This window comes from Marinospirillum alkaliphilum DSM 21637 (assembly GCF_900119735.1).
Taxonomy (GTDB): Bacteria; Pseudomonadota; Gammaproteobacteria; order Pseudomonadales; family Halomonadaceae; genus Marinospirillum; species Marinospirillum alkaliphilum.
Genome location: NZ_FPJW01000003.1, coordinates 43,535 through 66,681 on the forward strand (window position 1 = coordinate 43,535; position 23,147 = coordinate 66,681).

At 55.5% G+C, this 23,147-nt stretch carries 16 protein-coding genes; 11 read left to right on the forward strand and 5 right to left on the reverse strand.

The features are described 5' to 3' along the window. Positions 1-81: 81 nt before the first annotated feature. Positions 82-801, reverse strand: coding sequence for a 2OG-Fe(II) oxygenase (locus BT114_RS05565; RefSeq protein WP_084661956.1), 720 nt, complete (start codon positions 799-801; stop codon positions 82-84). A gap of 186 nt (positions 802-987) precedes the next feature. Between BT114_RS05565 and cfa the strand changes: the two genes are divergently transcribed. The 4 genes from cfa to BT114_RS05585 all read left to right on the forward strand — a co-directional run bounded on the left by cfa (position 988) and on the right by BT114_RS05585 (position 8,654). Then, a complete protein-coding gene (gene cfa / locus BT114_RS05570; protein ID WP_425434776.1) occupies positions 988-2,142 on the forward strand; it encodes a cyclopropane fatty acyl phospholipid synthase in 1,155 nt (384 codons plus the stop codon). A gap of 64 nt (positions 2,143-2,206) precedes the next feature. Beyond that, positions 2,207-5,209 carry a bifunctional [glutamate--ammonia ligase]-adenylyl-L-tyrosine phosphorylase/[glutamate--ammonia-ligase] adenylyltransferase gene (gene glnE, locus BT114_RS05575; protein WP_072325369.1) on the forward strand — a complete coding sequence of 1,001 codons (3,003 nt, stop codon included), beginning with the start codon at positions 2,207-2,209 and terminating at the stop codon, positions 5,207-5,209. A 21-nt stretch (positions 5,210-5,230) separates the two neighbouring features. After that, positions 5,231-6,214, forward strand: coding sequence for a lipopolysaccharide heptosyltransferase II (gene waaF, locus BT114_RS05580; protein WP_072325370.1), 984 nt, complete (start codon positions 5,231-5,233; stop codon positions 6,212-6,214). A gap of 217 nt (positions 6,215-6,431) precedes the next feature. Continuing rightward, a complete protein-coding gene (locus BT114_RS05585) occupies positions 6,432-8,654 on the forward strand; it encodes an NADP-dependent isocitrate dehydrogenase (RefSeq protein WP_072325371.1) in 2,223 nt (740 codons plus the stop codon). 109 nt (positions 8,655-8,763) lie between these two features. On the opposite strand, the gene BT114_RS05590 is transcribed toward BT114_RS05585, so the two are convergent. Then, complete coding sequence (locus tag BT114_RS05590) at positions 8,764-11,550, reverse strand: KGGVGR-motif variant AAA ATPase (RefSeq protein ID WP_072325372.1); 2,787 nt, start codon at positions 11,548-11,550, stop codon at positions 8,764-8,766. Then, positions 11,547-11,984 (reverse strand): hypothetical protein, encoded by a 438-nt coding sequence (locus BT114_RS05595; RefSeq protein ID WP_072325373.1) that lies wholly within the window; start codon positions 11,982-11,984, stop codon positions 11,547-11,549. The genes BT114_RS05590 and BT114_RS05595 overlap by 4 nt, the downstream gene beginning before the upstream one ends. 271 nt (positions 11,985-12,255) lie before the next feature. Between BT114_RS05595 and BT114_RS05600 the strand changes: the two genes are divergently transcribed. The 6 genes from BT114_RS05600 to sufT all read left to right on the forward strand — a co-directional run bounded on the left by BT114_RS05600 (position 12,256) and on the right by sufT (position 18,290). After that, positions 12,256-12,714 (forward strand): SUF system Fe-S cluster assembly regulator, encoded by a 459-nt coding sequence (locus BT114_RS05600; protein ID WP_072325374.1) that lies wholly within the window; start codon positions 12,256-12,258, stop codon positions 12,712-12,714. A gap of 200 nt (positions 12,715-12,914) precedes the next feature. Continuing rightward, on the forward strand, positions 12,915-14,363 hold the full coding sequence (gene sufB, locus BT114_RS05605; protein ID WP_072325375.1) for a Fe-S cluster assembly protein SufB: 1,449 nt from the start codon (positions 12,915-12,917) through the stop codon (positions 14,361-14,363). 36 nt (positions 14,364-14,399) lie between these two features. After that, a complete protein-coding gene (sufC, locus tag BT114_RS05610) occupies positions 14,400-15,149 on the forward strand; it encodes a Fe-S cluster assembly ATPase SufC (RefSeq protein ID WP_072325376.1) in 750 nt (249 codons plus the stop codon). Continuing rightward, positions 15,146-16,453 carry a Fe-S cluster assembly protein SufD gene (sufD, locus tag BT114_RS05615; protein WP_072325377.1) on the forward strand — a complete coding sequence of 436 codons (1,308 nt, stop codon included), beginning with the start codon at positions 15,146-15,148 and terminating at the stop codon, positions 16,451-16,453. Before sufC ends, sufD begins: the two co-directional genes overlap by 4 nt. Continuing rightward, positions 16,453-17,724: a cysteine desulfurase gene (locus tag BT114_RS05620; protein WP_072325378.1), complete on the forward strand. Its 1,272-nt coding sequence runs from the start codon at positions 16,453-16,455 to the stop codon at positions 17,722-17,724. Before sufD ends, BT114_RS05620 begins: the two co-directional genes overlap by 1 nt. Further along, positions 17,721-18,290, forward strand: a complete 570-nt coding sequence (gene sufT, locus BT114_RS05625; RefSeq protein WP_072325379.1) for a putative Fe-S cluster assembly protein SufT — start codon at positions 17,721-17,723, stop codon at positions 18,288-18,290. The genes BT114_RS05620 and sufT overlap by 4 nt, the downstream gene beginning before the upstream one ends. Before the next feature lie 19 nt (positions 18,291-18,309). On the opposite strand, the gene BT114_RS05630 is transcribed toward sufT, so the two are convergent. Both BT114_RS05630 and BT114_RS14815 read right to left on the reverse strand, forming a co-directional pair. After that, positions 18,310-20,022 carry a flagellar assembly protein A gene (locus tag BT114_RS05630; RefSeq protein WP_072325380.1) on the reverse strand — a complete coding sequence of 571 codons (1,713 nt, stop codon included), beginning with the start codon at positions 20,020-20,022 and terminating at the stop codon, positions 18,310-18,312. A 115-nt stretch (positions 20,023-20,137) separates the two neighbouring features. Then, positions 20,138-21,643 (reverse strand): sensor histidine kinase, encoded by a 1,506-nt coding sequence (locus BT114_RS14815; RefSeq protein ID WP_084661957.1) that lies wholly within the window; start codon positions 21,641-21,643, stop codon positions 20,138-20,140. A 172-nt stretch (positions 21,644-21,815) separates the two neighbouring features. Here BT114_RS14815 and BT114_RS05645 point away from each other — a divergent pair, with 172 nt between their 5' ends. Further along, entirely contained in the window at positions 21,816-23,054 is a 1,239-nt protein-coding gene (locus BT114_RS05645) for a TraB/GumN family protein (protein ID WP_072325381.1), read from the forward strand. Positions 23,055-23,147 lie beyond the last annotated feature (93 nt).

Here is a 23,147-nt window from a genome sequence, read left to right on the forward strand (position 1 = left end):
AAGAAAACAGTCTGGCCAGTCTAAGGTCTTAAACCCTTGCCTGTCACTTCGACCTAGTAGTGAGGTCTGGGTAAGGGCGGGTCAGAGTGCCGGGTCGATGCGGCCGTTCAGTGAGGCATTGCAACGGAACCAGCCGGCAATGCTGGCACGGTTGGCCGTTGTTGGCAGCGCTTCATGGGGTATTTCCTCAGACAGAAAACACACCAGGGTGCCGCTGCGCGGGGGTACATCCAACAGCGGCAAACCTGTGTCTGGATGATAAACCCGCATCTCACCGGCATCTGCCGGTTGCCAGTCAGGATTCAGGTAAAGCACCGTGGTGACCTTGCGGTTACTGCGTCCACGAAAGCTGTCCAGGTGCTTCTGATAAAAAGCACCGGGTGGATAAAAGGCGTAGTGGCATTCGTATTCAAACAAACCCAGAAACAGCTCGCGGTTCAGGGTGTCCTTCAACTCCCGCATGATCGCCAGGTAAGCCTGCTGTGCCGGGGTGCTGCCATCCAGCCAGTGGGTGTAATCACCGCGGATGTTTTCGTTCAGCAGATGTTCCTGGCCACGTCCGACACCGGCCGGTGACAACTGGGCGGCCTGATGCAGCTGTTGCAGGTCTGCCAGCAGATCGGTGCAGAGGGCTTCCGGCAGGTAGTGTTCAGCCACAAACCAGCGCTTTTCAACCAGTGCATCCAATAACTGGTCAAAGCAAATCACCGGAGCAGGATTGATGGGTGTTTCCACCAGGTCTGGCTGAGGCGGTGCGGCTTCCGCAAAGCTTCGGGCCAGTTGCAGCAAGGGGTCGGTCATGGTCAGGCATCCCTCGGGATGGTGGGTCAGCTATTTTGCGACCGAACAAGTGCGCAATCAAGCGTAATTGTTGGTCAAGAGATTTCCTTGATGGTATCGGTTGGCAAAGCTTATTGGCTGATTTGAACTTGTTTGCCTAGCTTTGTTGGATGGGTTGCAAAACAGGAGAATGCCATGAGTCAGTTGATGCCGGTACTCCAGTCGGGTGACAAAACACCGGAAGCAGTGCTGCAATCTCTTTCGGATTTTCTGGCGCTGGCGGATATCCGGGTGGATGGTGATCGCCCCTGGGATATTCAGTTGCATGATCTGACTCTGCCGGAGCGAGTACTGGCGCAGGGGAATCTGGGTCTGGGTGAGTCCTGGATGGAGGGTGGCTGGGATGTCGAGCGTCTTGATGAGTTCTTTTATCGCCTGCTGCGAGCAAGGCTGGATCGTGCTGCCGGTCAGGGACGCCTGTTGTGGCATGGCCTGCGGGCCAGATTAATGAATCTGCAGACACTCAGTCGTGCCTGGCAGGTCGGTTGTCAGCATTATGATATCGGCAATGATTTTTATGAGGCCATGCTGGATTCCCGTATGTCATACAGTTGCGGCTACTGGCAGCAAGGAGCGGCAAACCTTGAAGAAGCCCAGCAGGCAAAACTGGAGCTGGTTTGTCAGAAACTGCAGTTGCGACCGGGCATGAAAGTGCTGGATATCGGCTGTGGCTGGGGTAGCTTCATGGGTTATGCTGCCGAGCAGTACGGCGTGGAGTGTGTGGGAGTCACCATTTCGCGTGAACAGGCACGCTGGGCAGCAGAGCGTTATAAACATCTGCCGGTAACCATCCGTTTGCAGGATTATCGGAATATAAACGATAAATATGATCGGGTTGTCAGCATCGGCATGTTTGAGCATGTCGGGCGTAAAAACCATCGCAGCTTCATGGAGCTGGTGCGGCACATCCTTCAGCCCGATGGCTTGATGCTGTTGCACACCATCGGCAAGAATCGCCGGGCTAACCTGCCTGATCCCTGGCTGGACAAGTACATCTTTCCCAATGGAGATCTGCCGTCTCTGGGCCAGATAGCGGATGCTGCAGATGGGCTGCTGGTCACTGAGGATCTGCATAATTTTGGCGCAGATTACGATCGCACCCTGATGGCCTGGCACAACAACTTTGAAGCAGCCTGGCCCGGATTTGCCGAGCGCATGGGGGAGGGCTTCCGGCGTATGTGGCAATACTACCTGCTGTCCTGCGCCGGAGCCTTTCGCGCCAGAAGTGTGCAGGTCTGGCAGTGGGTGTTTTCTCCCGACGGACTGGCAGGAGGATACCGACGTCCTGGCAGTTCGGCTTGAGCCTTGCAGCAGCGGTGATTTATGCTGGTCAGATTGTTGCCGGATCAACTCTCATGGAACCCTCATGGCCTTATTGCAACCCGATCTTTCGCTGCTGCCTTCCACATTACATGCCACAGTTGAACAGGCGTTCAGCCGCATCCGGGATGCCCTGTCCACCGCTGACCTGCTGGCGCAGACCCTGGGTAAACCCTTGGTTTCCGAGGTTTATGCCGCACTGGATGCCGAGACACTGGCTGGATTAACCCGCTTGCTGGCCAGCAGTGACTATGCCGCTGATGTGCTGGTCGCCGATGCGGCCTTGTTGCCGCGCCTGCTGGAACAGGGGTGGTTGGATAAAAAGCTGCAGCGTGAAGATTATCAGCAGTGGTGTCAGGCCAGTCTGCTGGATGCCGCCGGCCAGCCACCCGCCGATGAAGCCGCCTTGCAACGGACGCTGCGTCGCTTCCGGCGTGCGGTGATGCTGCGATTGTTGTGGCGGGATGCTCAGCAAGCCGGGTTTTACAAGCAGGTATGGCAAACCGCAGCGGAAGTCAGCTGGCTGGCCGATGTGACGGTGCAGGCAGCGCTGGACTGGCTGGAAAACCACTATGCCGCTGCCTGGGGACGCCCCTTCCCACGAGGCACCACACCGGCTCAGGCCGAACAGGGTGAAGTGTCACCCTTGCGCCTGGTGGTGCTGGGCATGGGCAAACTGGGTGCCGGTGAACTGAACCTGTCCTCCGACATCGACCTGATTTTTGCCTTTGCCAGACAGGGTGAAACCCTCGGTGGGCGGCGCAGTTTTGACAATCAGGAATATTTCACCCGACTGGGGCAGAAGCTGATTGCCGCGCTGGATCAGGTCACTGCCGAAGGGTTTGTGTTCCGGGTCGACATGCGCCTGCGTCCTTACGGGGATGCCGGTGCACTGGCACTGAGTTTTAATGCCCTGCAGGAGTATTACCAGGATCAGGGGCGTGACTGGGAGCGTTACGCGATGATCAAGGCACGGGTGATGGCCGGTGACCCGGTGGCTGGTGAGCAGTTGCTGAATGACCTGCGGCCTTTTGTGTACCGGCGCTACCTGGATTTCAGCGCCATCGAATCCCTGCGTGCCATGAAGGCCATGATCAACCGTGAGGTGCGGCGCAGAAATCTGGGTGACAACATCAAGCTGGGTTCCGGTGGCATTCGTGAGGTGGAGTTCATCACCCAGGTGTTCCAGTTGATCCGGGGGGGGCGGGATACTGAATTGCAGGAGCGCTCCATCCGCAAGGTGCTGCCGGTGATCAGCGGACTGGGATTGATGCCGCAACAGGCCGCAGACGAACTGCTGGATGCTTATGCATTTTTGCGTGATCTGGAACATGCCCTGCAGGGACTGGAAGATCGCCAGACCCAGATCCTGCCGGAAGATGCCCTGGCACGCCAGCGGATTGCCTGCCGCTGTGGTTTTGCCGATTGGGATGCACTGATGCAGCGCCTGCAGCAGGTGCGTGAACAGGTGCGGCGTCACTTTGATGCAGTGATTGCTGATCCCGAAGATGAAGAACAGCCCACTGAAAGCGAGGATGATCTGGGTTGCCTGTGGAGCGACCAGCCGGATGCCGAACTGTCAATTGAGCTGTTGCAGCAGGCCGGTTTCCGCCAGCCTCAGCAAAGCTGGAATCTGCTGCACGCCCTGCAACAGGGCCGGGCGGTGGCCAGCATGCAGCAGGTCGGACGGGAACGACTGGACCAGTTGATGCCCTTGTTGCTGCGTGCGGTGACGGAAACCCCGGACCCGGATGCTGCGCTGGAACGCACCCTCTGGCTGGTGGAAGCTGTGCTGCGCCGTACCGCTTACCTGCTGCTGCTGACGGAAAACCCCGAAGCCCTGAAACAACTGGTGCAGATGTGTGCGGTCAGTCCCTGGCTGGCTGAACAGCTGGCGCGCATGCCAATACTGCTGGATGAATTGCTGAGCCCTGAAACCCTTTATTCACCGGCAGACAAAACCCGCCTGCAGGATGAGTTGCGTCAACACCTGGCACGCATTCCGGAAGATGACATGGAAGCGCTGATGGAAGCGCTGCGTTATTTCCGTCATGCCAACGTGCTGCGGGTGGCCGCTTCTGACATCGTGGCGCGTCGCCACCTGATGAAAGTCAGTGACTACCTCACCTTCATTGCTGAAGTGCTGCTGGAGCAAGTGCTGCATCAGGCCTGGCGTGATCTGATCCGGCGTTACGGCCATCCGTTGCGCAGTGATGGTGAGCGCGCTGATCCGGCCTTTATTGTGGTTGGTTACGGCAAGATGGGGGGGATCGAGCTGGGTTATGGCTCGGATCTGGATCTGGTGTTTGTGCATGACGGTCACCCCACGCAGGGCAGTGACGGTGAAAAATCCCTCGACAGCATCACCTTCTACAGCCGACTTGGCCAGCGTATGATTCACTTCCTCACGGCCACTACCCCTTCCGGACAGTTGTATGAAGTGGACATGCGGTTGCGGCCTTCCGGCAATGCCGGGTTGCTGGTCAGCAGCTTAAAGGCCTTTGCCGACTACCAGCAGCAACAGGCCTGGACCTGGGAGCATCAGGCCCTGGTGCGGGCACGGGTGATCTGCGGTGATGCCGAGCTGGTCGAGCGTTTTAATCAGCTGCGTTGTGCCATTCTGGCGCAGCCGCGTGACCTGACCAAGTTGCGTCAGGATGTGATCGACATGCGCCTGAAAATGCGCGAAAACCTGGGCAGCAAGCCTCAGGAGGCGGACAGCCGTTTTCACCTCAAGCAGGATGCCGGTGGCATCGTGGACATCGAATTCATCGTACAATACTGCGTATTGGCATTCAGTCATGCCCAGCCGGCACTGCTGGAATACACCGACAATATGCGTATTCTGGATGCCCTGGCTGCCACTCAGGTGTTGCCGGAAGATGAAGTGCGTGCGTTGCAAGAGGCTTATCTGGCCTATCGCCAGGCCACCCACCATGCCTCGCTGGAGAAAACCGGCAACAGTGTGGAGTCGGCTCCCTGGCAGGCGCACCGTGATGCGGTCACACGCATCTGGAACCGTTTGTTTGACACGCCACAGGCCAGCTGAACACTTTCACCGGAGATTTGAATGGGACATTTTCGCCGCCCGCTGGATGGTCGTCATCTGGTGATTCTGCCGGGCACTGCCCAGAAGCTGCTGCTGGCACAAGCCACCCTGGCTGACCTGAAACAGCGCTACCCGGCACGACCACTGGATGTGATGGCCCCGGCGGCATTAACCGGGCTGGCCAGTCGTTTTCCGGAAGTGGACCGGGTCTGGAACCTGCCGGAGCCCAACATGGGCTGGAAACTCTACTGGCGGGCAGGCATCGATCTGCAGGGGCAGGGTTACAGCCGCGCCTGGGTACTGCCGGATCGTTTCAAGCCGGCGCTGATCCCGGCGCTGGCCAATATTCCCGAGCGCACCGGTTACCGTGGCATGTACCGTTATTCCTTGCTGATTGATATCCGTCTGCCGCGCAAGGATCTGCACCCGCACCCGCTGGATCGTTACCGGGCACTGGCCCATGACATCGGTGAGCCGCTGCCTGCAATCAGCAGCGGGGCATTAAAAACCGACACTGAGCGCCAGGAAACCCTGCTGCGGGAACACGGCCTGACCACGGATCAACCCATCCTGGCCTGGTGCCCCGGCAGCCTGCATGTGCCGGAGCCGGGTCGGCGTCAGGCACCTGCCGCCGATCACTGGCAGTTGATGCTGCAACAGGCGCTGGATGCCGGTTGGCAAATCTGGCTGTTTGGCTCACGCCATGAACAACTGGAAATTGATCACCTGCTGCAACAGATGGATCAGGGTATCCGAGAACAGTTGGTGTCCATGGTCGGCAAGCTGCCCTGGGAGGATGTGGTCGATCTGCTGTCACTGGCCAGCCTGCAACTGGGGCAGGACAACCCGCTGGCGCTGCTGGGCCGAGCCTGTCAGCTGCCGGTTTGTTTGCCGGTGCAGGGAGATAGCTGCCCAACAGCGGAAAACGGGCTGGCCGCACGGCTGGGTGCCACTTGGATGCAGATCCTGGACTGGCCACAAAAACTGCAGCAAAACCAGCAGTAGTCGCAACAGCAGGGCTGGCAAGGCTTATGCTGCGCTGCAGCTTAGTCCTTGGTATAAAGCAGTCAGCGTATAAAAATCAGGTGAATTTCTGTAAAATGCGCTGTTGTAAAATTACTAGCCAACCCATTAAACGTTTTACGTATAACTCCGGCAGAACGTGTGACCACAAGTTACACCCGCAAGAGTTGTCGATCACAACTAAGGAATCGGGGACCCCATGACAACATCCAAGATTGTTTACACCTTTACAGACGAAGCACCTGCACTGGCCACCTTCTCACTGTTGCCGGTTGTCAGCACCTTTGCCAAGGCTGCCGGCATCGAAGTGGAAACCAGTGATATCTCTCTGGCTGCCCGTGTACTGGCCTCCTTCCCGGATCGTCTGAAAGAAGACCAGCGGGTTCCCGACGCCCTGGCAGAACTCGGCGAACTGGCCAAGCAGCCGGAAGCCAACATCATCAAACTGCCAAACATCAGTGCCTCCATTCCGCAGTTGAAAGCCTGTATCAAGGAACTGCAAGCTCAGGGTTATGACCTGCCTGAGTACCCGGATGAGCCGTCCAGCGAGGAAGAAAAAGCCATTCTGGAAGCCTACTCCAAGGTGCTGGGCTCTGCCGTGAACCCAGTGCTGCGTCAGGGTAACTCTGACCGTCGCGCACCACCGGCCGTTAAAGCCTACGCTCGCAAGTTCCCTCACTCCATGGGCAAGTGGAGCAAGGCTTCCCGCTCTCACGCTGACTACATGCGTGGCGGTGACTTCTTCTCCAGCGAACAGTCCGTGACCATGGAAGCCGCCGGTGATGTGCGCATCGAATTTGTGAACAAGGCCGGTCAGGTTGACGTCAAGAAAACCCTGAAAATGCAGGAAGGCGAAGTACTGGACTCCATGTTCATGAGCTCCAAAGCGCTGGATGCCTTCTTTGAGCGCACCCTGCAAGAGTGTAAAGAAGATGGCGTGATGTGGTCCCTGCACGTCAAGGCCACCATGATGAAGGTGTCTCACCCCATCGTATTCGGCCACGCAGTGCGTGTGTTCTACCGCGAAGTATTCGAGAAGTACGGTGAGCTGTTCGAAGAGCTGGGTGTTAACCCCAACAACGGTATGGCCAGCGTTTACGACAAGATCAAAACCCTGCCGCAGTCCAAGCAGGACGAAATCGAAGAGGCCATTCACGCCTGCTACGAGCACCGTCCGGAAATGGCAATGGTTGATTCCGTCAAAGGCATCACCAACCTGCACATCCCCAGCGACGTGATTGTTGACGCCTCCATGCCGGCCATGATCCGTAACTCCGGTCAGATGTGGGGCCGTGATGGCAAGCAGAAGGACACCAAGGCGGTCATGCCTGAGTCCACCTATGCACGCATCTATCAGGAAATGATCAACTTCTGCCGCACCAACGGTGCCTTTGATCCGACCACCATGGGCTCTGTACCCAACGTGGGCCTGATGGCGATGAAGGCCGAAGAATACGGCTCACACGACAAGACCTATGAAATGAAGGAAGACGGCGTCATGCGCGTGGTTAAAGCGGATGGCACCGTACTGATGCAGCACAACGTGGAAAAAGGCGACATCTGGCGCGCTTGCCAGACCAAGGATGCAGCCATCAAGGACTGGGTGAAACTGGCCGTTAACCGTGCCCGTCAGTCCAACACCACTGCCATTTTCTGGCTGGATGCTGAACGCGCCCACGACCGTGAACTGCGCAAGAAAGTTGAAAAGTACCTGCAAGACCACGACACCACTGGTCTGGACATTCGTGTGATGGGCTACAACCGCGCCATTCGTACCTCCATGGAGCGCATGGTTCGTGGCAAGGACACCATCTCCGTGACAGGTAACGTACTGCGTGACTACCTGACTGACCTGTTCCCGATCATGGAGCTGGGTACTTCAGCCAAGATGCTGTCCATTGTGCCCATGCTGGCCGGTGGCGGCATGTACGAAACCGGTGCTGGCGGCTCTGCACCCAAACACGTACAGCAAGTGCTGCAGGAAAACTACCTGCGCTGGGATTCACTGGGTGAGTTCCTGGCGATTGCCGTTTCCCTGGACGAACTGGGCCAGAAAACCGGCAACAAACACGCCCAGGTACTGGGCAAGGCGCTGGACGCTGCCACCGGCAAACTGCTGGAGAACAACAAGTCTCCATCACGCAAGATCGGTGACATCGACAACCGTGGCAGCCACTTCTACCTGACCCTCTACTGGGCACAGGAACTGGCCGCTCAGAAGGATGACAGCGAACTGGCTGCCCGCTTTGCAGCGCTGGCCAAAACCCTGACTGAAAAAGAACAGCAGATTGTTGCTGAACTGAATGAAGTCCAGGGCAAACCGGCTGACCTGGGTGGTTACTACCACGTTGACCTGTCCAAGGCCAATGCCGTCATGCGCCCCAGCGCTACCTTCAACCAGGCCCTGGAAAGCGTTAAATAATCCAGCCGGTTGAAACATGAAAAACCCCGGAGCACCGCAAGGTGCTCCGGTTTTTTTCTGGCAGGGGTCGTCAAAGCATGTGCAGGCCTTACTGGGTCATTACACGAGATTACAGCGGGATGGTGCCGATATTTTTCTTCAGCAAAGCCTGTGTACGCGGTCGTCCGGCTGCGGAGGTATCAAATCCCAGTCCGTAGCGGTAAATCTCAGGAACATATAAACACTCATCGCCATTCTTACTGTCAGTATCTTCATAGATAACGCCGATTTCCTGTAGTGTCTTCAGCATCTTTGTGTCCAACCCCGCTTGTTGGGCACTGAAAGGTACCCTGATATTACGCAAGCCCTGCTCGGTCATTTCGTCCACCCAATTGCGCAACACGCTGATTTCGACCTTGGCTTCATCAACCTTCTCCTTGCTGCAGTCACTGATGGCATTGCGCATGGACTCAGGCGCCAACAAACGATCAGTCCATGTCTGACCAGATCGTTGCCGTTCGATCTGCGCAGCAAACTTGAGAAAACGAACCAGATCACGAGCCTGTACATTGCCTTTTAAATCACAAAGCGCTGCGTAGACCCAGCGTGCGGAGTGAGCTTCTTTCGATTTCTCTCGGCCTAATTTTTTGCCCCACAACTGCTCCAGCTCGACTTTTAGCTCCTCGAGCCCCATTGACTCTGCGCGCCGAGGCTCGCTGTACAAACCAGCCTGACAGCTCAACATATATGCAAGGCGCAAAAAACTTTCTGCATTCCAGTGCAGACGGAAAGGTCCATAACGGTTAAGCAGCTGCCCCAGATTCTGGCGAATCACATCCTGCACGTAATCCAAGCGCACAAAAATAATCGCACCCAATTGCGGATCTGCCAGCTCATTCAAACGGCTCGGCAGCTTGAGTAATGATTCGATAGCCTGATTGGCAGGCTCCTGACTGGCGTCCTTGAAAGCATCCTCGATACCATCAAATACCAGCACCATACGTTTACCGCTACGCTGCAATAACGCATTGATCTCGGTAAGCCCAGCATTCTGCAAACCAAACTGGCAGGCTATGATTTCATTCCAAAAGTCATCCCAGTGCGCGGGTGGCTTCAACAGAGCATCCGAAATTTTTCTGTCCAACTGACTGGCCGTCAGCAAAGCATCTTCTGTACAATCCAGTTGATGCAACACATTACGTTGAGCCTGTTTAATTTCGCCATCAGGCTTATCACTAATATTCGATGACCAAAGCGCCGGGAAAATCAAAGCATCCTGTATGTTGGCAGCTGGAAAACTCAGTTTTTCAAGAAAAACCTGCCAGCTCAGGCTGTGTACCAACTGACGGTAGGTAAAGGTTTTACCCGCCCCTTTTGCACCAATCATCAGTGCGCTTGGGATTTCCCGGGCAAAATGTTTACCCAAGTTTAACAGCGGCTCAATAGCCAGCAAGTGCCCCAGCTCGGTGCCCTCGGCAAAGGCCGCCTCGTTGCACACCTCGTAGAGGTCTTGAGCCAACTTGTGACGGCTCTCAGTAGCAAGTTCCGGCTTGGTGCCATCGTTCAACTGCAGCGCAGGTCGTACCATATACAGTGCTTTTGCCCAATCAGTCGCGGACGCATACAAAGGCCTGGCTTCAGTCAGTCTGCTCAAGGCCTCTGTAATGGAGCCAATGGACATCAGGCTGTTATTGAAATCAGCTTCCAGCCACTGCACATGTTGCTCCAAAGGATCAGCTGTCGGATAGGCAGCACCCAACTGCTTAAGCGCCTCCTGATAATACTTTGACTCGCGTAGCTCTGGTGTCAGCAAACTCAGCACAACCGTTGGTCGAGCACCGGCCTTCATTTCTTCCTTCAAACGGCTGTTGTAGGCGTAAAGTCGCCGCAAAATCTCCGCCATACCCATGACTGACTGAGGCGCGACAGTGGTGACAAAGAAGTGGTCTACACGCGGATCAAACAGTAACGGACTAGCCAACTCGCTCAAACCTGCGCGCAAATCGACAAATACTGCATCGACCTCCAATCGTCGGCCCAACGCCTGCAGATGATCACTTAGTTGCCAAGGATTGGCCGGATTTCGGGCCAGATGTTCAGGCGCCACCGGCATATCCTGAATTTCGCACAAATCCAGCGCAGCGGGTAATACAAACAACTCCTGATCCAGCCCACTCACACTGAACGATGTTTTCTTTAATTCGTCAGCAAAATAATCCAACGTACAGTCGACACCGGCGGGCGGATAATGCAACGCTTCAAGCAACTGCACAAAAGACACGCTGGGTGTATTGACACTATCCAGCCAAAAACTGACACCCGGCGCCTCAAGATCGGCATCCACCACCAGAATCTTCTTACGTTTGGCTGGCTCTTGTCCCGACCCCGACGCTTTAAAGCAGGCAGCAACATACGTCATCAGTGCACTGGTTCGACCAACGCCACCTTTGAACGAGTGAAACGAAATCAACTCAGGCCCGTCTTGGAATGAAGTACGTGCAGCACCATCCGAATCCTGACTCAGCCCGACATCAGGCTCCCGTACCTGACTGCTGCTGTCATCTTCGTCGGTTTCGTCGCTCGGTAAATACACCACATCTTTCCACAAGGGGTAGCCGTCAACAGGAGCAGTCCGAACATCCTCATCATGAATCAATGTAACAGGATAGCGGGTATGACCAATCTGCAGCTGAATGTAGCGTTCTTCTTTTGAATAGTAACGGCCGTACAGGTTGAATAACCACTCATCAACTTGGGCCTCATTACCACTGTGGTAAACATCCATACCATCAGCAAAGCAATCGAAAGCGGCAATGCCTGCCGGCATTTTGTGCCACAAATGCGTCTTCTGCTTCAGCAGACGCTCGATATCCAGCCAAGTCAAAAGCCGCAAAGATGAGTTATCAGTCGCTTTCATTGCAGCTCTCCATTTATCCAGTTCAATACCTGTTCCAGCTGCACTTCACACTGCTGATCAGTCGGGTTCAGGCTCACGCCGCCGTAACGCCATACTTGGTGCAGGCTTTCCATATTGCAGTTGCGCTGCTCTTCGTGTCCATCAGAGGCTATTACCGCTGTCAGTTGAATATTACCTGGTAACTTGAGGTGATGGCCTGCACTGAGTCGAGTCAGGATATTTCCCAGATCATGCCCTGTTTGCTTGACGTCTTCAGCAGTAAACAACCTTTGGCATTTTCGCTTAAGCCAGACAGCTTTTAGCCCACACTCAACAGCATAAAACAGCAGCAGACGATGTGCATTCTCGCGCTTACCATCCGTGTGCGGCATAGAGATCTTCTTCAACTGCCGCCAGGCGCGTTTAAGCTCCCGATCAGTGAAGGCAATGCTCATGCTAAATCTCCTGTGTACGAATTTGCCTGCTCAAACACCTTTTAAGCTCTTCTTCTATATGTGGTGGTCAACTTTTTGGAAATATCGATCTAAAAAGACCCTGACAAATGGCCTGTTGCTCTCTTTCTTTGGTTTCTTCCTTTTAGCAAAGATGCCTTGTGGTGGCAACTCTTGCTGCTGGGCTTGCAGTACCTGACTTCTTTACTGGGAATTTAAAAAGGACTAGAATAGTCTTTAATAGAAACCGAACAGGCGAAGCCCGGAAGCTGATGTGCTGAGACTCAGTAAACTGACCGATTATGCTGTGGTGTTGATGGCGCAGCTGGCGCGTGAGCCAGGGCGTTTGTATGCCTCGGCGGAGCTGGCGGAGGCGCTGGGTTTGCCGAAGCCAACGGTGAGCAAGTTGCTGAAGATGCTGGTGAAAGCGGATCTGCTGATTTCCCGCCGTGGCACTCAGGGTGGTTATCAGTTGGCACGCCCGGCCAATCGCATCATGGCCAGTGATCTGATTGCTGCCATTGAGGGGCCGGTGGCAATGACTGAATGCAGCCTGGAGTTGCATCACTGTGATCTGGTTGGCCAGTGTGGTGTGTCTGATAACTGGCAGCGTGTGACGCAGGCGATTCAGCAATTGCTGGCTTCGGTGAGTCTGGCGCAACTGGCTCAACAGCAGGCGATCAAGCTGCCGTGGGTGCAGATCCAGACACTGACCTTGCATGAGGTCGGTTAGTCAGGCAAGGGCTGCTTGTGGTAGATAAATAACTGACTGGGATTGCTGACTATAGGGTAGGACTGGCTTCAGGCCGTCTGCAACAGGATGTTGCAGTCGGAGCTTACAGGGATGTATTCACGCGTCCTGAAGCAGTCATACCCTGTGGTGGCAACCGGAACCCGATTATAAAACTGACTTGATGATACCCGGAGACCGCCATGGCGAGTGAAGAGATGGAGCAGCTTGTCCGCAAGGAATACAAGCAAGGCTTCGTAACCGACATCGAAAGCGACACCCTGCCCCCCGGACTGGATGAAGGGGTGATCCGTCATATTTCGGCGATGAAAAAAGAGCCGGAATGGTTGCTGGAGTGGCGTCTGGAAGCTTTCCGTCACTGGCAGACCATGCAAGACCCGCAGGCCTGGGCGCATCTGTCTTATCCAAAAATCGATTATCAGGCGATTTCCTACTATTCAGCGCCCGGTGCCAAGAACAAGGATGCCCCCAAGAGCCTGGATGAAGTCGACCCCAAGCTGCTGGAAACCTTCGAGAAGCTGGGTATTCCACTGCACGAGCGGGCCGCACTGGCCGGTGTGGCGGTGGATGCGGTGTTCGACTCGGTATCCGTCGGCACCACCTTCAAGGCCAAGCTGGCCGAAGCCGGGGTGATTTTCTGCTCCATCTCCGAAGCCCTGCAGGAGCACCCGGAGCTGGTGCGTCAGTACCTGGGCACCGTGGTGCCGCCGACTGACAACTACTACGCTGCACTCAACTCGGCGGTATTCACCGATGGCTCCTTTGTGTTTGTTCCCAAAGACGTCACCTGCCCGATGGAGCTGTCCACCTATTTCCGCATCAATGCCGCCAACACCGGGCAGTTTGAGCGCACCCTGATCATCTGCGAAGAACGTGCGCAGGTGTCTTATCTGGAGGGTTGCACCGCGCCAATGCGTGATGAAAACCAGTTGCACGCAGCCGTGGTTGAGCTGGTGGCGCTGGACGATGCCTACATCAAATACTCCACCGTGCAGAACTGGTATCCCGGTGATGAAGAAGGCAAGGGCGGTATCTACAACTTCGTGACCAAACGCGGTGACTGCCGTGGTGATCGTGCCAAGATCAGCTGGACTCAGGTGGAAACCGGTTCTGCCATCACCTGGAAATACCCCAGTTGTGTGCTGCGCGGCAAAGATTCCGTCGGTGAGTTCTACTCGGTGGCGGTGACCAACAACTTCCAGCAGGCCGACACCGGCACCAAGATGATTCATCTGGGTGAAGGCAGCCGCTCGACCATCATTTCCAAAGGCATTTCTGCCGGTCGCTCCAACCAGTCTTATCGTGGTCTGGTGAAAATCCTGCCGGGTGCCAAGAATGCCCGCAACTTCACCCAGTGTGATTCCCTGTTGCTGGGCGACAAGTGTGGCGCGCATACCTTTCCTTATCAGGAAATCGGTAATGCCAGTGCTCAGGTGGAGCACGAAGCCACCACCTCCAAAATTGGCGAAGACCAGCTGTTTTATTGCATGCAGCGTGGCATTTCCGAAGAAGACGCAGTGAACATGATTGTGAACGGCTTCTGCAAAGACGTATTCAAGGAACTGCCGATGGAATTTGCAGTGGAAGCCGAAGCCCTGCTGAACGTGACACTTGAAGGCGCTGTTGGTTAATACGGCCAGAATTCATATTTTTAAAGAGACCAGAAGATGATCGAGATTAAAGACCTGCACGCCAAAGTTGAAGGCCGTGAAATCCTCAAGGGCCTGAACCTGACCATCAACCCCGGTGAGATTCACGCCATCATGGGCCCGAACGGTGCGGGCAAATCCACCCTGTCGGCGGTACTGGCCGGTCGTGAAGGTTATGAAGTGACTGGCGGTTCGGTGACTTTTGAAGGTCAGGACCTGCTGGACATGGAAGTGGAAGAGCGTGCCTGCGCCGGTCTGATGCTGGCCTTCCAGTATCCGGTGGAAATTCCCGGCGTGAAAAACGTCTACCTGTTGAAAGCCGCCCTGAATGCCCAGCGCAAGGCGCGTGGCGAGCCTGAAATTGAAGCACCGGCCTTTATGCAACTGGTGCGTGAGAAGCTGAAGTTCATGAAAATGGACAACTCCTTCCTGCATCGTGCAGTGAATGAAGGTTTTTCCGGCGGTGAAAAGAAGCGCAATGAAATTCTGCAAATGCTGGTGCTGGAACCCAAGCTGGCGATTCTGGACGAAATCGACTCGGGTCTGGATATTGATGCCCTGAAAGTGGTGGCGGAAGGGGTGAACTCCCTGCGTGCTGCCAACCGCAGCATCCTGATGATCACCCACTATCAGCGCCTGCTGGATTACATCGTGCCGGACTTCATTCACGTGCTGGCAGATGGCCAGATCATCAAATCCGGTGACAAGTCGCTGGCGCTGGAACTGGAGGAGAAGGGTTACGACTGGTTGCTGGAGGGTACAGCATGAACCAGTACAGCGAGGCCTTTACGGCCTTTAACAAGGATGCTGAAAGCGGCTGGCTGAAAAGCCAGCGCATTGCCGCCTTTGCCCGTTTTGAGCATCTGGGTTTTCCGACTCCGAATGTGGAGCGCTGGAAATACACCGACACCAAAGCACTGGCGCGTCGCAACTTCACCCTGAAGCGGGATTATGATCTCAAGGCAGCGCGTGAACTGCTGAACAGCCGTGACCTGCAACTGGATGCCTATCGTCTGGTGCTGGTGAATGGTGTGTATGCCCCTGAGCTGTCGGATCTGGATGCCATGCAGGATGCCGTGGTGATTGAACCCTTATCCGAAGCGCTGGATAAGGAGCTGGAACTGACCTGCGGCATGATGGGTCGGCTGGCGGGCATTGATGTGGATGTGTTCACCGCCATGAACTTTGCCTTTGCCGGTGAAGGTGCGGTGATCCGTCTGGGCAACAACCAGCAACTGAAAAAACCGCTGCTGCTGGTTTATCTGTCCACTGCCAGTGAAACACCGGTGATGTCTCACCCCCGCGTCTTGCTTGCTGCCGGCAGCAACAGTGAAATGCAGCTGGTGGAGTATTTTGTGGGTGCCGAGGATGCTGGCAACTTCACCAACCGGGTACTGGAAGGCGTGCTGGAGCGTAATGCACAGTTGCGTCATACCCTGTTGCAGTCCGGCAGTGACAACGAGTGGTGGGTGGGTCGTGTGCAGATTGAACAGAAGCGCGACAGCCGTTACACCTGCCACCACATGAATCTGGGTGGCAAGCTGGTACGGGATGATCTGGTGGCCGACCTGAATGGTGAGGGTGCCGAGTCGAGCTTTTCCGGCCTGCTGTTCGGGCGCAACCGCCAGCATCTGGACATTCACAGCCTGGTGAATCACAACGCACCGCTGACCAACAGCTTTGAAAACTACAAGGCGATCCTGAATGATCGCGCCCGGGGTGTGTTCAACGGCAAGGTGATTGTCAAACGCGACAGCCAGAAGATCAACGCCCAGCAGAGCAACGCCAACCTGCTGTTGAGTGATCAGGCTGAGATTGACACCAAACCGGAACTGGAAATCTACGCCGATGACGTGAAGTGTTCACATGGCGCCACCACCGGCCAGCTGGATGAAACGGCACTCTTTTATCTGCGTGCGCGCGGCATCAATGAAACCCTGGCGCGTGGATTGCTGACGCTGGCTTTTGCCAACGAGGTGATCGACCAGTTGCCGATTCCCGAAATTTACCGGCTGGTGGAAACCACCGTGGCCGGTCAGTTGCCGCAACAGGTCGAACTGGAACTGGACTGATGAGCAACCTCAATCTGACAAGTGGTGCAGGTGTGCTGCCCCGGCAACCGGCTTATGACCTGATGGCATTGCGTGCCGAGTTTCCGATTCTGGCGCGTGAAGTGAATGGCAAACCACTGGTGTATCTGGACAATGCCGCCACCAGCCAGAAACCCCTGAGTGTGATCGAGGCGATGGATGACTATTACCGTCAGACCAATGCCAACATTCACCGGGGTTTGCATACCCTGTCACAGGAAGCCACTGATGCCCATGAGCTGGCACGCCAGAAGGTGCAGGGTTTCATCAATGCAGCCTCCAGTCGTGAAGTGATCTTCACCCGTGGCACCACCGAAAGCATCAACCTGGTGGCGCAGAGCTGGGGTCGAACCAACCTGAAAGCGGGAGATCAGGTGCTGGTGTCGATGATGGAGCATCATGCCAACATCGTGCCCTGGCAGCTGCTGCGTGAGCAGATTGGCATTGAATTGAAGGTGATTCCAATCCTGCCCGATGGCAGCCTCGACATGGATGCCTTCCATCGTTTGCTGACACCCCAGGTCAAGCTGGTGTCGATCACCCAGGTGTCCAATGCGCTGGGCAGCATCACCCCGCTGGAACAGATCATTCCGGCAGCCCATGCGCTGGGCATTCCGGTGCTGGTGGATGGTGCGCAGGGTATTCCGCATCAGCCGGTGGATGTGCAGGCGCTGGATGTGGATTTTTATGCCTTCTCCGGCCACAAGATGTACGGCCCCACCGGCATTGGTGTGCTGTATGGCAAGGCTGAACTGCTGGATGCCATGCCACCCTGGCAGGGGGGCGGTGACATGATTGATGTGGTCACCTTTGAAAAAACCACCTGGGCCGGATTACCCCACAAGTTTGAAGCCGGTACACCGGCCATTGCCGAAGCCATTGGGCTGGGTGCAGCGGTGGACTGGATGCAGCGGGTGGGCGTGCAGGCCATCAGTGACTGGGAACACCAGTTGCTGGTGTATGCCACTGAACGCATGAAAGCTGAGCTGCCGGGTCTGCGGATTCTGGGCGAAGCGGCACACAAGGCCGGGGTGATTTCTTTTGTACTGGAAGATGCCCATGCCCAGGATCTGGGGCTGCTGACCGATCAACTGGGTGTGGCAATCCGCACCGGACATCATTGTGCCATGCCGGTGTTGCACCATCTGGGTGTCAACGCCACGGCGCGGGCTTCGTTTGCGGCCTACAACACCTTTGAAGAAGTGGATGCCTTTGTGGCGGCACTGGTGCGGGTGCGGGAGATGCTGATATGACTCAGTCGTCTTCCAACCCGTTAAACAAAGGCGACAAGCTGGCGCTGTTGCGGGAAACCGAGGTGATCTCGGTGCCCTTTGGCAAGGCCATCACCCTGCCGGAAGGTGAAACGGTGGAGGTCATGCAGGCACGCGGCAGCACGGTCAGCATTGGACATCAGGGCCGTTTGTACATGGTGGAAGGGCGCAATCTGGATGCACTGGGTCTGCCACCGGTGGAGCGCCCGGTACTGGCCAAGGGTGCCAGTAACGAACAGATCCTTGAATTTGCCTGGGAACAGTTGCGCACCTGTTTTGATCCGGAAATTCCGGTCAATATCGTGGATCTGGGGCTGGTGTATGGCATGAAGGTGGTGGATCTGCTTGATGGCCGCAAGATGCTGAACATCAAAATGACCCTGACCGCGCCGGGTTGTGGCATGGGTGAAGTGATTGCCGCAGATGCCCGCCGCAAGATCCAGGGGGCTGAAGACCTCAGTCAGGTGAATACCGAGATCGTGTTTTCACCCCCCTGGTCACGCGAGATGATGTCCGAAGACGCCCGGCTGGAACTGGGCATGTTCTGAGGCTTTGTCAGGGCAAGCATCAGATCACGGTAATCTTGCCTTCCACCAGGGCAAAGGTCAGTTGTTCACTTTCCCTGTTGATCTCCTGTTTGCGTCCGGCAATGATCACGCTGGTGCCGGGGTAAGCGCGGCGGTTGATCACTACCTTGGCAGCAAAAGCGCGCTTCAGATCCGCCTGAACCTGCTCGCGGCGTTGGTCCAGCAGTCGCTGATGCAGTTGCAGTGACTGTTTGGCTTTCAGCAGCATGGGTTTCATGCGCTCCAGCTTTTCTGCACCCTTGTGGCGAGCATCACGTGCCAGCTCAACCAGTTTGTATTTGTTGCGATCCAGTTGGGTCTGTTTGCGCAGCAGTTGGGTGTATTCCTCTTCTGCCTGACGACAGTCGCCCACTCTCAGCTCGGTTTTACTGAAGGCCAGCGCACCACTGGTGTTGATTTCTATCAGGTCGGTGGCAATCAGTTGTGATCCAGTCACCTGGCCTTTGCCTTCCACCTGAATGAAGGTTCCGGCGGTGAGTTTAGACTGACTGACATGACTGCCAATCACGATCTCCTGACCGGCCTCCAGCAGGGCTTCGTGCACAAAGCGAGCACGAATGCTGCAAGTGGCCTTTAAACGAGCCTTTTCAGTCAGGTACTGGGCATCCTTGTTGCCGATGGCTCCGGTTGCCAGCTCGATGTGACCACCGGCTTTAAGAAAAGCCGCATCCACGGTGCCTTGCACACGGATGTCGCCACTGGCAATGACCTGCATGCCATCCAGTACTTCACCACTGATTTCCACGCTGCCCTTGTAACGCACATGGCCGGTGGACAAGTCCACGCGTGGCAGACGCAATACCTGCTCCACCTGCGCGCCTTTGTCATGGATCACCGGCATGCCATCCACTGCTGCCAGCAACAGGTCAGGGTCCTGTTCATCCAGGCAGACACTGGCGTCCTTGAGCTTCAACTGGATGTCTTTGCCATCTCTGGCACGCAAGGTTTTGCCGGTCACTGTCCAGCCGGGTTTGCCTTTGGTGGGGGGGTGGCGGCGTATCAGTGGCGTGCCGGCAGCCACAAAAGGAAAATCACCCCGGTCAAAATAATCCACCCGGTCATAATGGTCGGTGAATAAACGGCGGTCAGAAGCACCTTCCACCAGTGGCTCAATGCGTGCATGCTGGCCGTCCACCGGTGTTTCACCGTAAGCCAGTACGGTGCTGTATGAGTTTTCGGTGTTGTGTAACTTACCATTCAGATCCGCGCTGGTCAGGGTTTCTACCACGTCATCCAGCAGGCCACGGGTGATCTTGTGTTTACGGATCAACTCTTCCAGGCGCGCACGATCCAGGGGTTTGCCGCGCCCATGACTGCCACGCAGCACAGCACCGGCCACCAGCTTGTTTTCACTGAGGTGAATTTCCAGTTCAGCATCCACCGGCAGGCTGATACAGGCTTCACGCCCTTCACCGCGCCGCATGGCATCCAGCAGGACTGCCACAGCACTGGGTAACAGCGGAAAGTCATCCGGTGGATAACCGGCTTCCAGTGTTAGCTGAGCAAAGTCCAGCGGCTTCAGTTCAATGCTGGATTGAACAGGGGTGAAGTCTGCCCAGAGCTCGTTATCGTTACGCAGGTGGTAACTGATACCCAGATCCAGTGCGGAAGGTTTGATAACCGGCTCATTGGCGGCTTCGGGTATCAAGTGGCGATTTTCTTTTGAGCTGTTGGTGGCTTTGATGGCGAGCATGGCGACCCCCCTGATCTAAAAACTGCATTTTAATTGCATCTATTAGGGTTCGAGTATATCGACAGATTTATAAAAAATACATGATTAATGGTTTTTTGCTGACCCGGTGTCTGGTTCAGGTGCTGATGGCTTGTGCGGGTAGTGTAAAGCTAAAACAGCAGCCCTGATTTAACCCTTCAGAGGTAACGCTGATTTGTCCGCCATGACGCTCCACAATTTTGCGGCAAATGGCCAGCCCTATGCCGGAGCCTTCAAACTCATCGCGGGAATGCAGGCGCTGAAAGACTCTGAATAACCGGTCAAATTGTGTTGGATCAATGCCGATGCCTTGATCAATGATGTTGAACTGCCAGAAATTCTTCTGCCGCTCCACTGTCAGGGTGATCCGGGGCGGTTGGTTGGGTTGGTGGTATTTGATGCTGTTGCTGATCAGGTTCTGCAGCAGGCGAGTCAGTTCATCCGGGCTGGCAAACACCACCGGCCACTCTTCACCGTTAAAACGGATTTCAGCCTGCTGTTCATCAATCTGCGGTTGCAGGAATCTCAGTGCTTCCAGCAAGGCCAGTTCGCTGTTCACTCGCCTCATGGGCTCACCGCGACGGCCCACTCTGGAGTATTCAAGCAGTGAAACCAGCATGTGATCCAGGCGGGCGGCAGCTTCAGTGGCAAAGTGAATCATGGTTTGCTGCTCATCACTGAGCGTTTGCTCCAGCTGTTTATGCAGCAGCTCCAGATAGCTGTTGATCATGCGCAGGGGTTGGCGCAGGTCATGACTGGCAACATAAGAAAACTGTTCCAGCTCGGCATTGGAGTGTTGCAGTTCGGCTTTTTGCTCTGCCAGCAGTGCTTCGGTTCTTTTCAGTGCGTTAATGTCGGCATAAGCGATCAACACCCCATAGCCTGGCAGGTTAAGTGGTGTGGCGCTGACCAGTATCCAGCTGCTGAAACCCGGATGACGGATTTCCTGAACCTGTCCGACAATGCTGCGGTTTTCTTTTAATGCACGAACACTGGCAAAGTCTTCCGGTGCCAGCAAGGAGTCATCTTCGGCGTGAATGGTCCAGTGGTGGTCAGCGTAGTTGCGAGCCAGATGGTCTGCCTTGCTGATGCCCAGCAGGCGTTCGGACTCAGGATTGCAGTCAATGATATTGCCCTGCTCATCCGTCACGCTAATGCCAACCGGCGCAATATCAAAAATGGCAGTCAGGCGCTTCTGGGTTGATAGCAGTACTTCCCTGGCTTGTACCTGCTCAGTGATGTCTCTGGCAATGGCCAGCACTTCATGCTCACTCAGTGGCATCATGCGGGCTTCATAAAAGCTGGTTTTGCCCTGAGCAGTGATGCTGTATTCATAACAGACCCGTTGCTGGCGCTGCAGGGTTTCGGTGATGCGATCCAGCGTCAGGCGGGCCAGATCGGGTGGCAGTACTTCGGTGACTGGGCGCCCGATAAAGTCCCTGGTGGGTAACAGCAGGTTCGGGTCATCCTTGGCAGACAAAAGATACCCTTGATCATTCAAGCGAAAAATCAGATCGGGCAAAGCCTGAATCATGGAGTTAAGCAGATTCAGGGTGATCTGGTGATCAACTGCAGTATCGGAAAAGGATGGCTTGGTGGTCATGACGGCAGTTCCCGATCGACTTTACATGGCTCATTGTAACAAAATGTGTATGTGTTTTACATTGATTTTGCATAATGGAGGATGAATAACCCGGACAGTCAGCGGGTCGCCTGACTTTTTTTGATAAGTCTGGTCTAATTGCCTCAAACCTATTCACGGCAAGAGAATCCGCATGACCAGTAGCCTCTGCACCGATAGCCTTCCCACCGACCTGATCACCGGCCCACGCAAGACACTGCAAAAATACGATACTGAATACACCCTGCTGGGCACCGCGCATGTTTCCAGAGCCAGTGCCGACGAAGTGCGCGCATTGATTCGTGATGGTGATTTTGATGCTGTTGCCATCGAGTTGTGTCCGGGGCGTTTGTCATCCATTGCTGACCCGGATGCCTTGTCCAAACTGGATTTGTTTCAGGTCATTCGTGAAGGCAAAGCCGGCATGGTGGCAGCCAATCTGGCACTGGGTGCCTTCCAGCAACGTGTGGCAGAAGAGTCGGGTATCAGCCCCGGTGAAGAAATGAAGGCTGCCATTGAAGAGGCCAAAGCGCGTGATCTACCATTACTGGTGATTGACCGGGATGTTGGTATTACCCTGAAACGTGTTTATCGCAGTGTGCCCTGGTGGCAACGTGCCGGGCTGATCAGTGGCTTGATTGGCAGCCTGTTGTCCCGTGAAAAGGTTACGGCTGAAGAAATCGAAAAGCTCAAGGAAGGGGATGTGCTGGAGGCCACCTTCAGTGAGTTTGCCGCTGAGTCAGAAAAACTCTACCAGCCGTTGATTGCCGAGCGCGATCATTACATGGCGTTGCGACTGGCGGAAGAAAATGGTGACAGCCGCTACAAGAAAGTGCTGGTGGTGGTGGGTGCCGGGCACCTCAAGGGGCTGGAAGAAAACCTGAAGGGTCACTTGCCGGATAATCCGCGAGAACAGTTGCGAGTACTGGAGTCTGTTCCTGCCGGTAGTCGTTGGCCCAAGCTGATACCCTGGATCATTGCTGCACTGATCCTGACTGGTTTTGCGGTCGGTTTTTCCCGCAGCACCACCGAAGGGCTGGATCTGGTGATGGACTGGGTGTTGGTTAACGGAGGCCTGAGTGCCCTGGGGGTATTGATTGCAGGTGGGCATCCGCTGACCATTCTGACCGCCTTTCTGGCGGCACCCTTGACATCCCTGAATCCGACCATCGGTGCCGGTTTTGTGGCTGCTGCTGTTGAGCTGTACATGCGCAAACCCAAGGTTTCGGACTTTTCTCACCTGCGCCAGGATACGGCCAGTGTTCGCGGTTGGTGGCGTAACCGGGTTTCCCGCACCCTGCTGGTGTTTATTCTGGCAACGCTGGGCTCGGCAATAGGCACCTATGTGGGTGGTTTTATCGTTTATGAGCAGCTGTTTGATCCGGTGCATTGACCTGGGTTTGCCCTTGTTGAAGGAGGGTTGCTCTTTTAGGGTGTTGTTTTAAGGCAAGGGGCTCATCACATAAATATGGTGAGCCCTTTTTTG

Bases quoted from the DNA above. Each gene is read 5' to 3' on its own strand.
- sufT (WP_072325379.1), top strand. From the start codon at position 17,721: ATGACTCAGTCGTCTTCCAACCCGTTAAACAAAGGCGACAAGCTGGCG.
- BT114_RS05565 (WP_084661956.1), bottom strand. From the start codon at position 801: ATGACCGACCCCTTGCTGCAACTGGCCCGAAGCTTTGCGGAAGCCGCA.
- BT114_RS05590 (WP_072325372.1), bottom strand. From the start codon at position 11,550: ATGAAAGCGACTGATAACTCATCTTTGCGGCTTTTGACTTGGCTGGAT.
- sufC (WP_072325376.1), top strand. From the start codon at position 14,400: ATGATCGAGATTAAAGACCTGCACGCCAAAGTTGAAGGCCGTGAAATC.
- sufD (WP_072325377.1), top strand. From the start codon at position 15,146: ATGAACCAGTACAGCGAGGCCTTTACGGCCTTTAACAAGGATGCTGAA.
- BT114_RS05585 (WP_072325371.1), top strand. From the start codon at position 6,432: ATGACAACATCCAAGATTGTTTACACCTTTACAGACGAAGCACCTGCA.
- BT114_RS05630 (WP_072325380.1), bottom strand. From the start codon at position 20,022: ATGCTCGCCATCAAAGCCACCAACAGCTCAAAAGAAAATCGCCACTTG.
- BT114_RS05645 (WP_072325381.1), top strand. From the start codon at position 21,816: ATGACCAGTAGCCTCTGCACCGATAGCCTTCCCACCGACCTGATCACC.
- cfa (WP_425434776.1), top strand. From the start codon at position 988: ATGCCGGTACTCCAGTCGGGTGACAAAACACCGGAAGCAGTGCTGCAA.
- sufB (WP_072325375.1), top strand. From the start codon at position 12,915: ATGGCGAGTGAAGAGATGGAGCAGCTTGTCCGCAAGGAATACAAGCAA.
- BT114_RS05595 (WP_072325373.1), bottom strand. From the start codon at position 11,984: ATGAGCATTGCCTTCACTGATCGGGAGCTTAAACGCGCCTGGCGGCAG.
- glnE (WP_072325369.1), top strand. From the start codon at position 2,207: ATGGCCTTATTGCAACCCGATCTTTCGCTGCTGCCTTCCACATTACAT.
- BT114_RS14815 (WP_084661957.1), bottom strand. From the start codon at position 21,643: ATGACCACCAAGCCATCCTTTTCCGATACTGCAGTTGATCACCAGATC.
- BT114_RS05620 (WP_072325378.1), top strand. From the start codon at position 16,453: ATGAGCAACCTCAATCTGACAAGTGGTGCAGGTGTGCTGCCCCGGCAA.
- waaF (WP_072325370.1), top strand. From the start codon at position 5,231: ATGGGACATTTTCGCCGCCCGCTGGATGGTCGTCATCTGGTGATTCTG.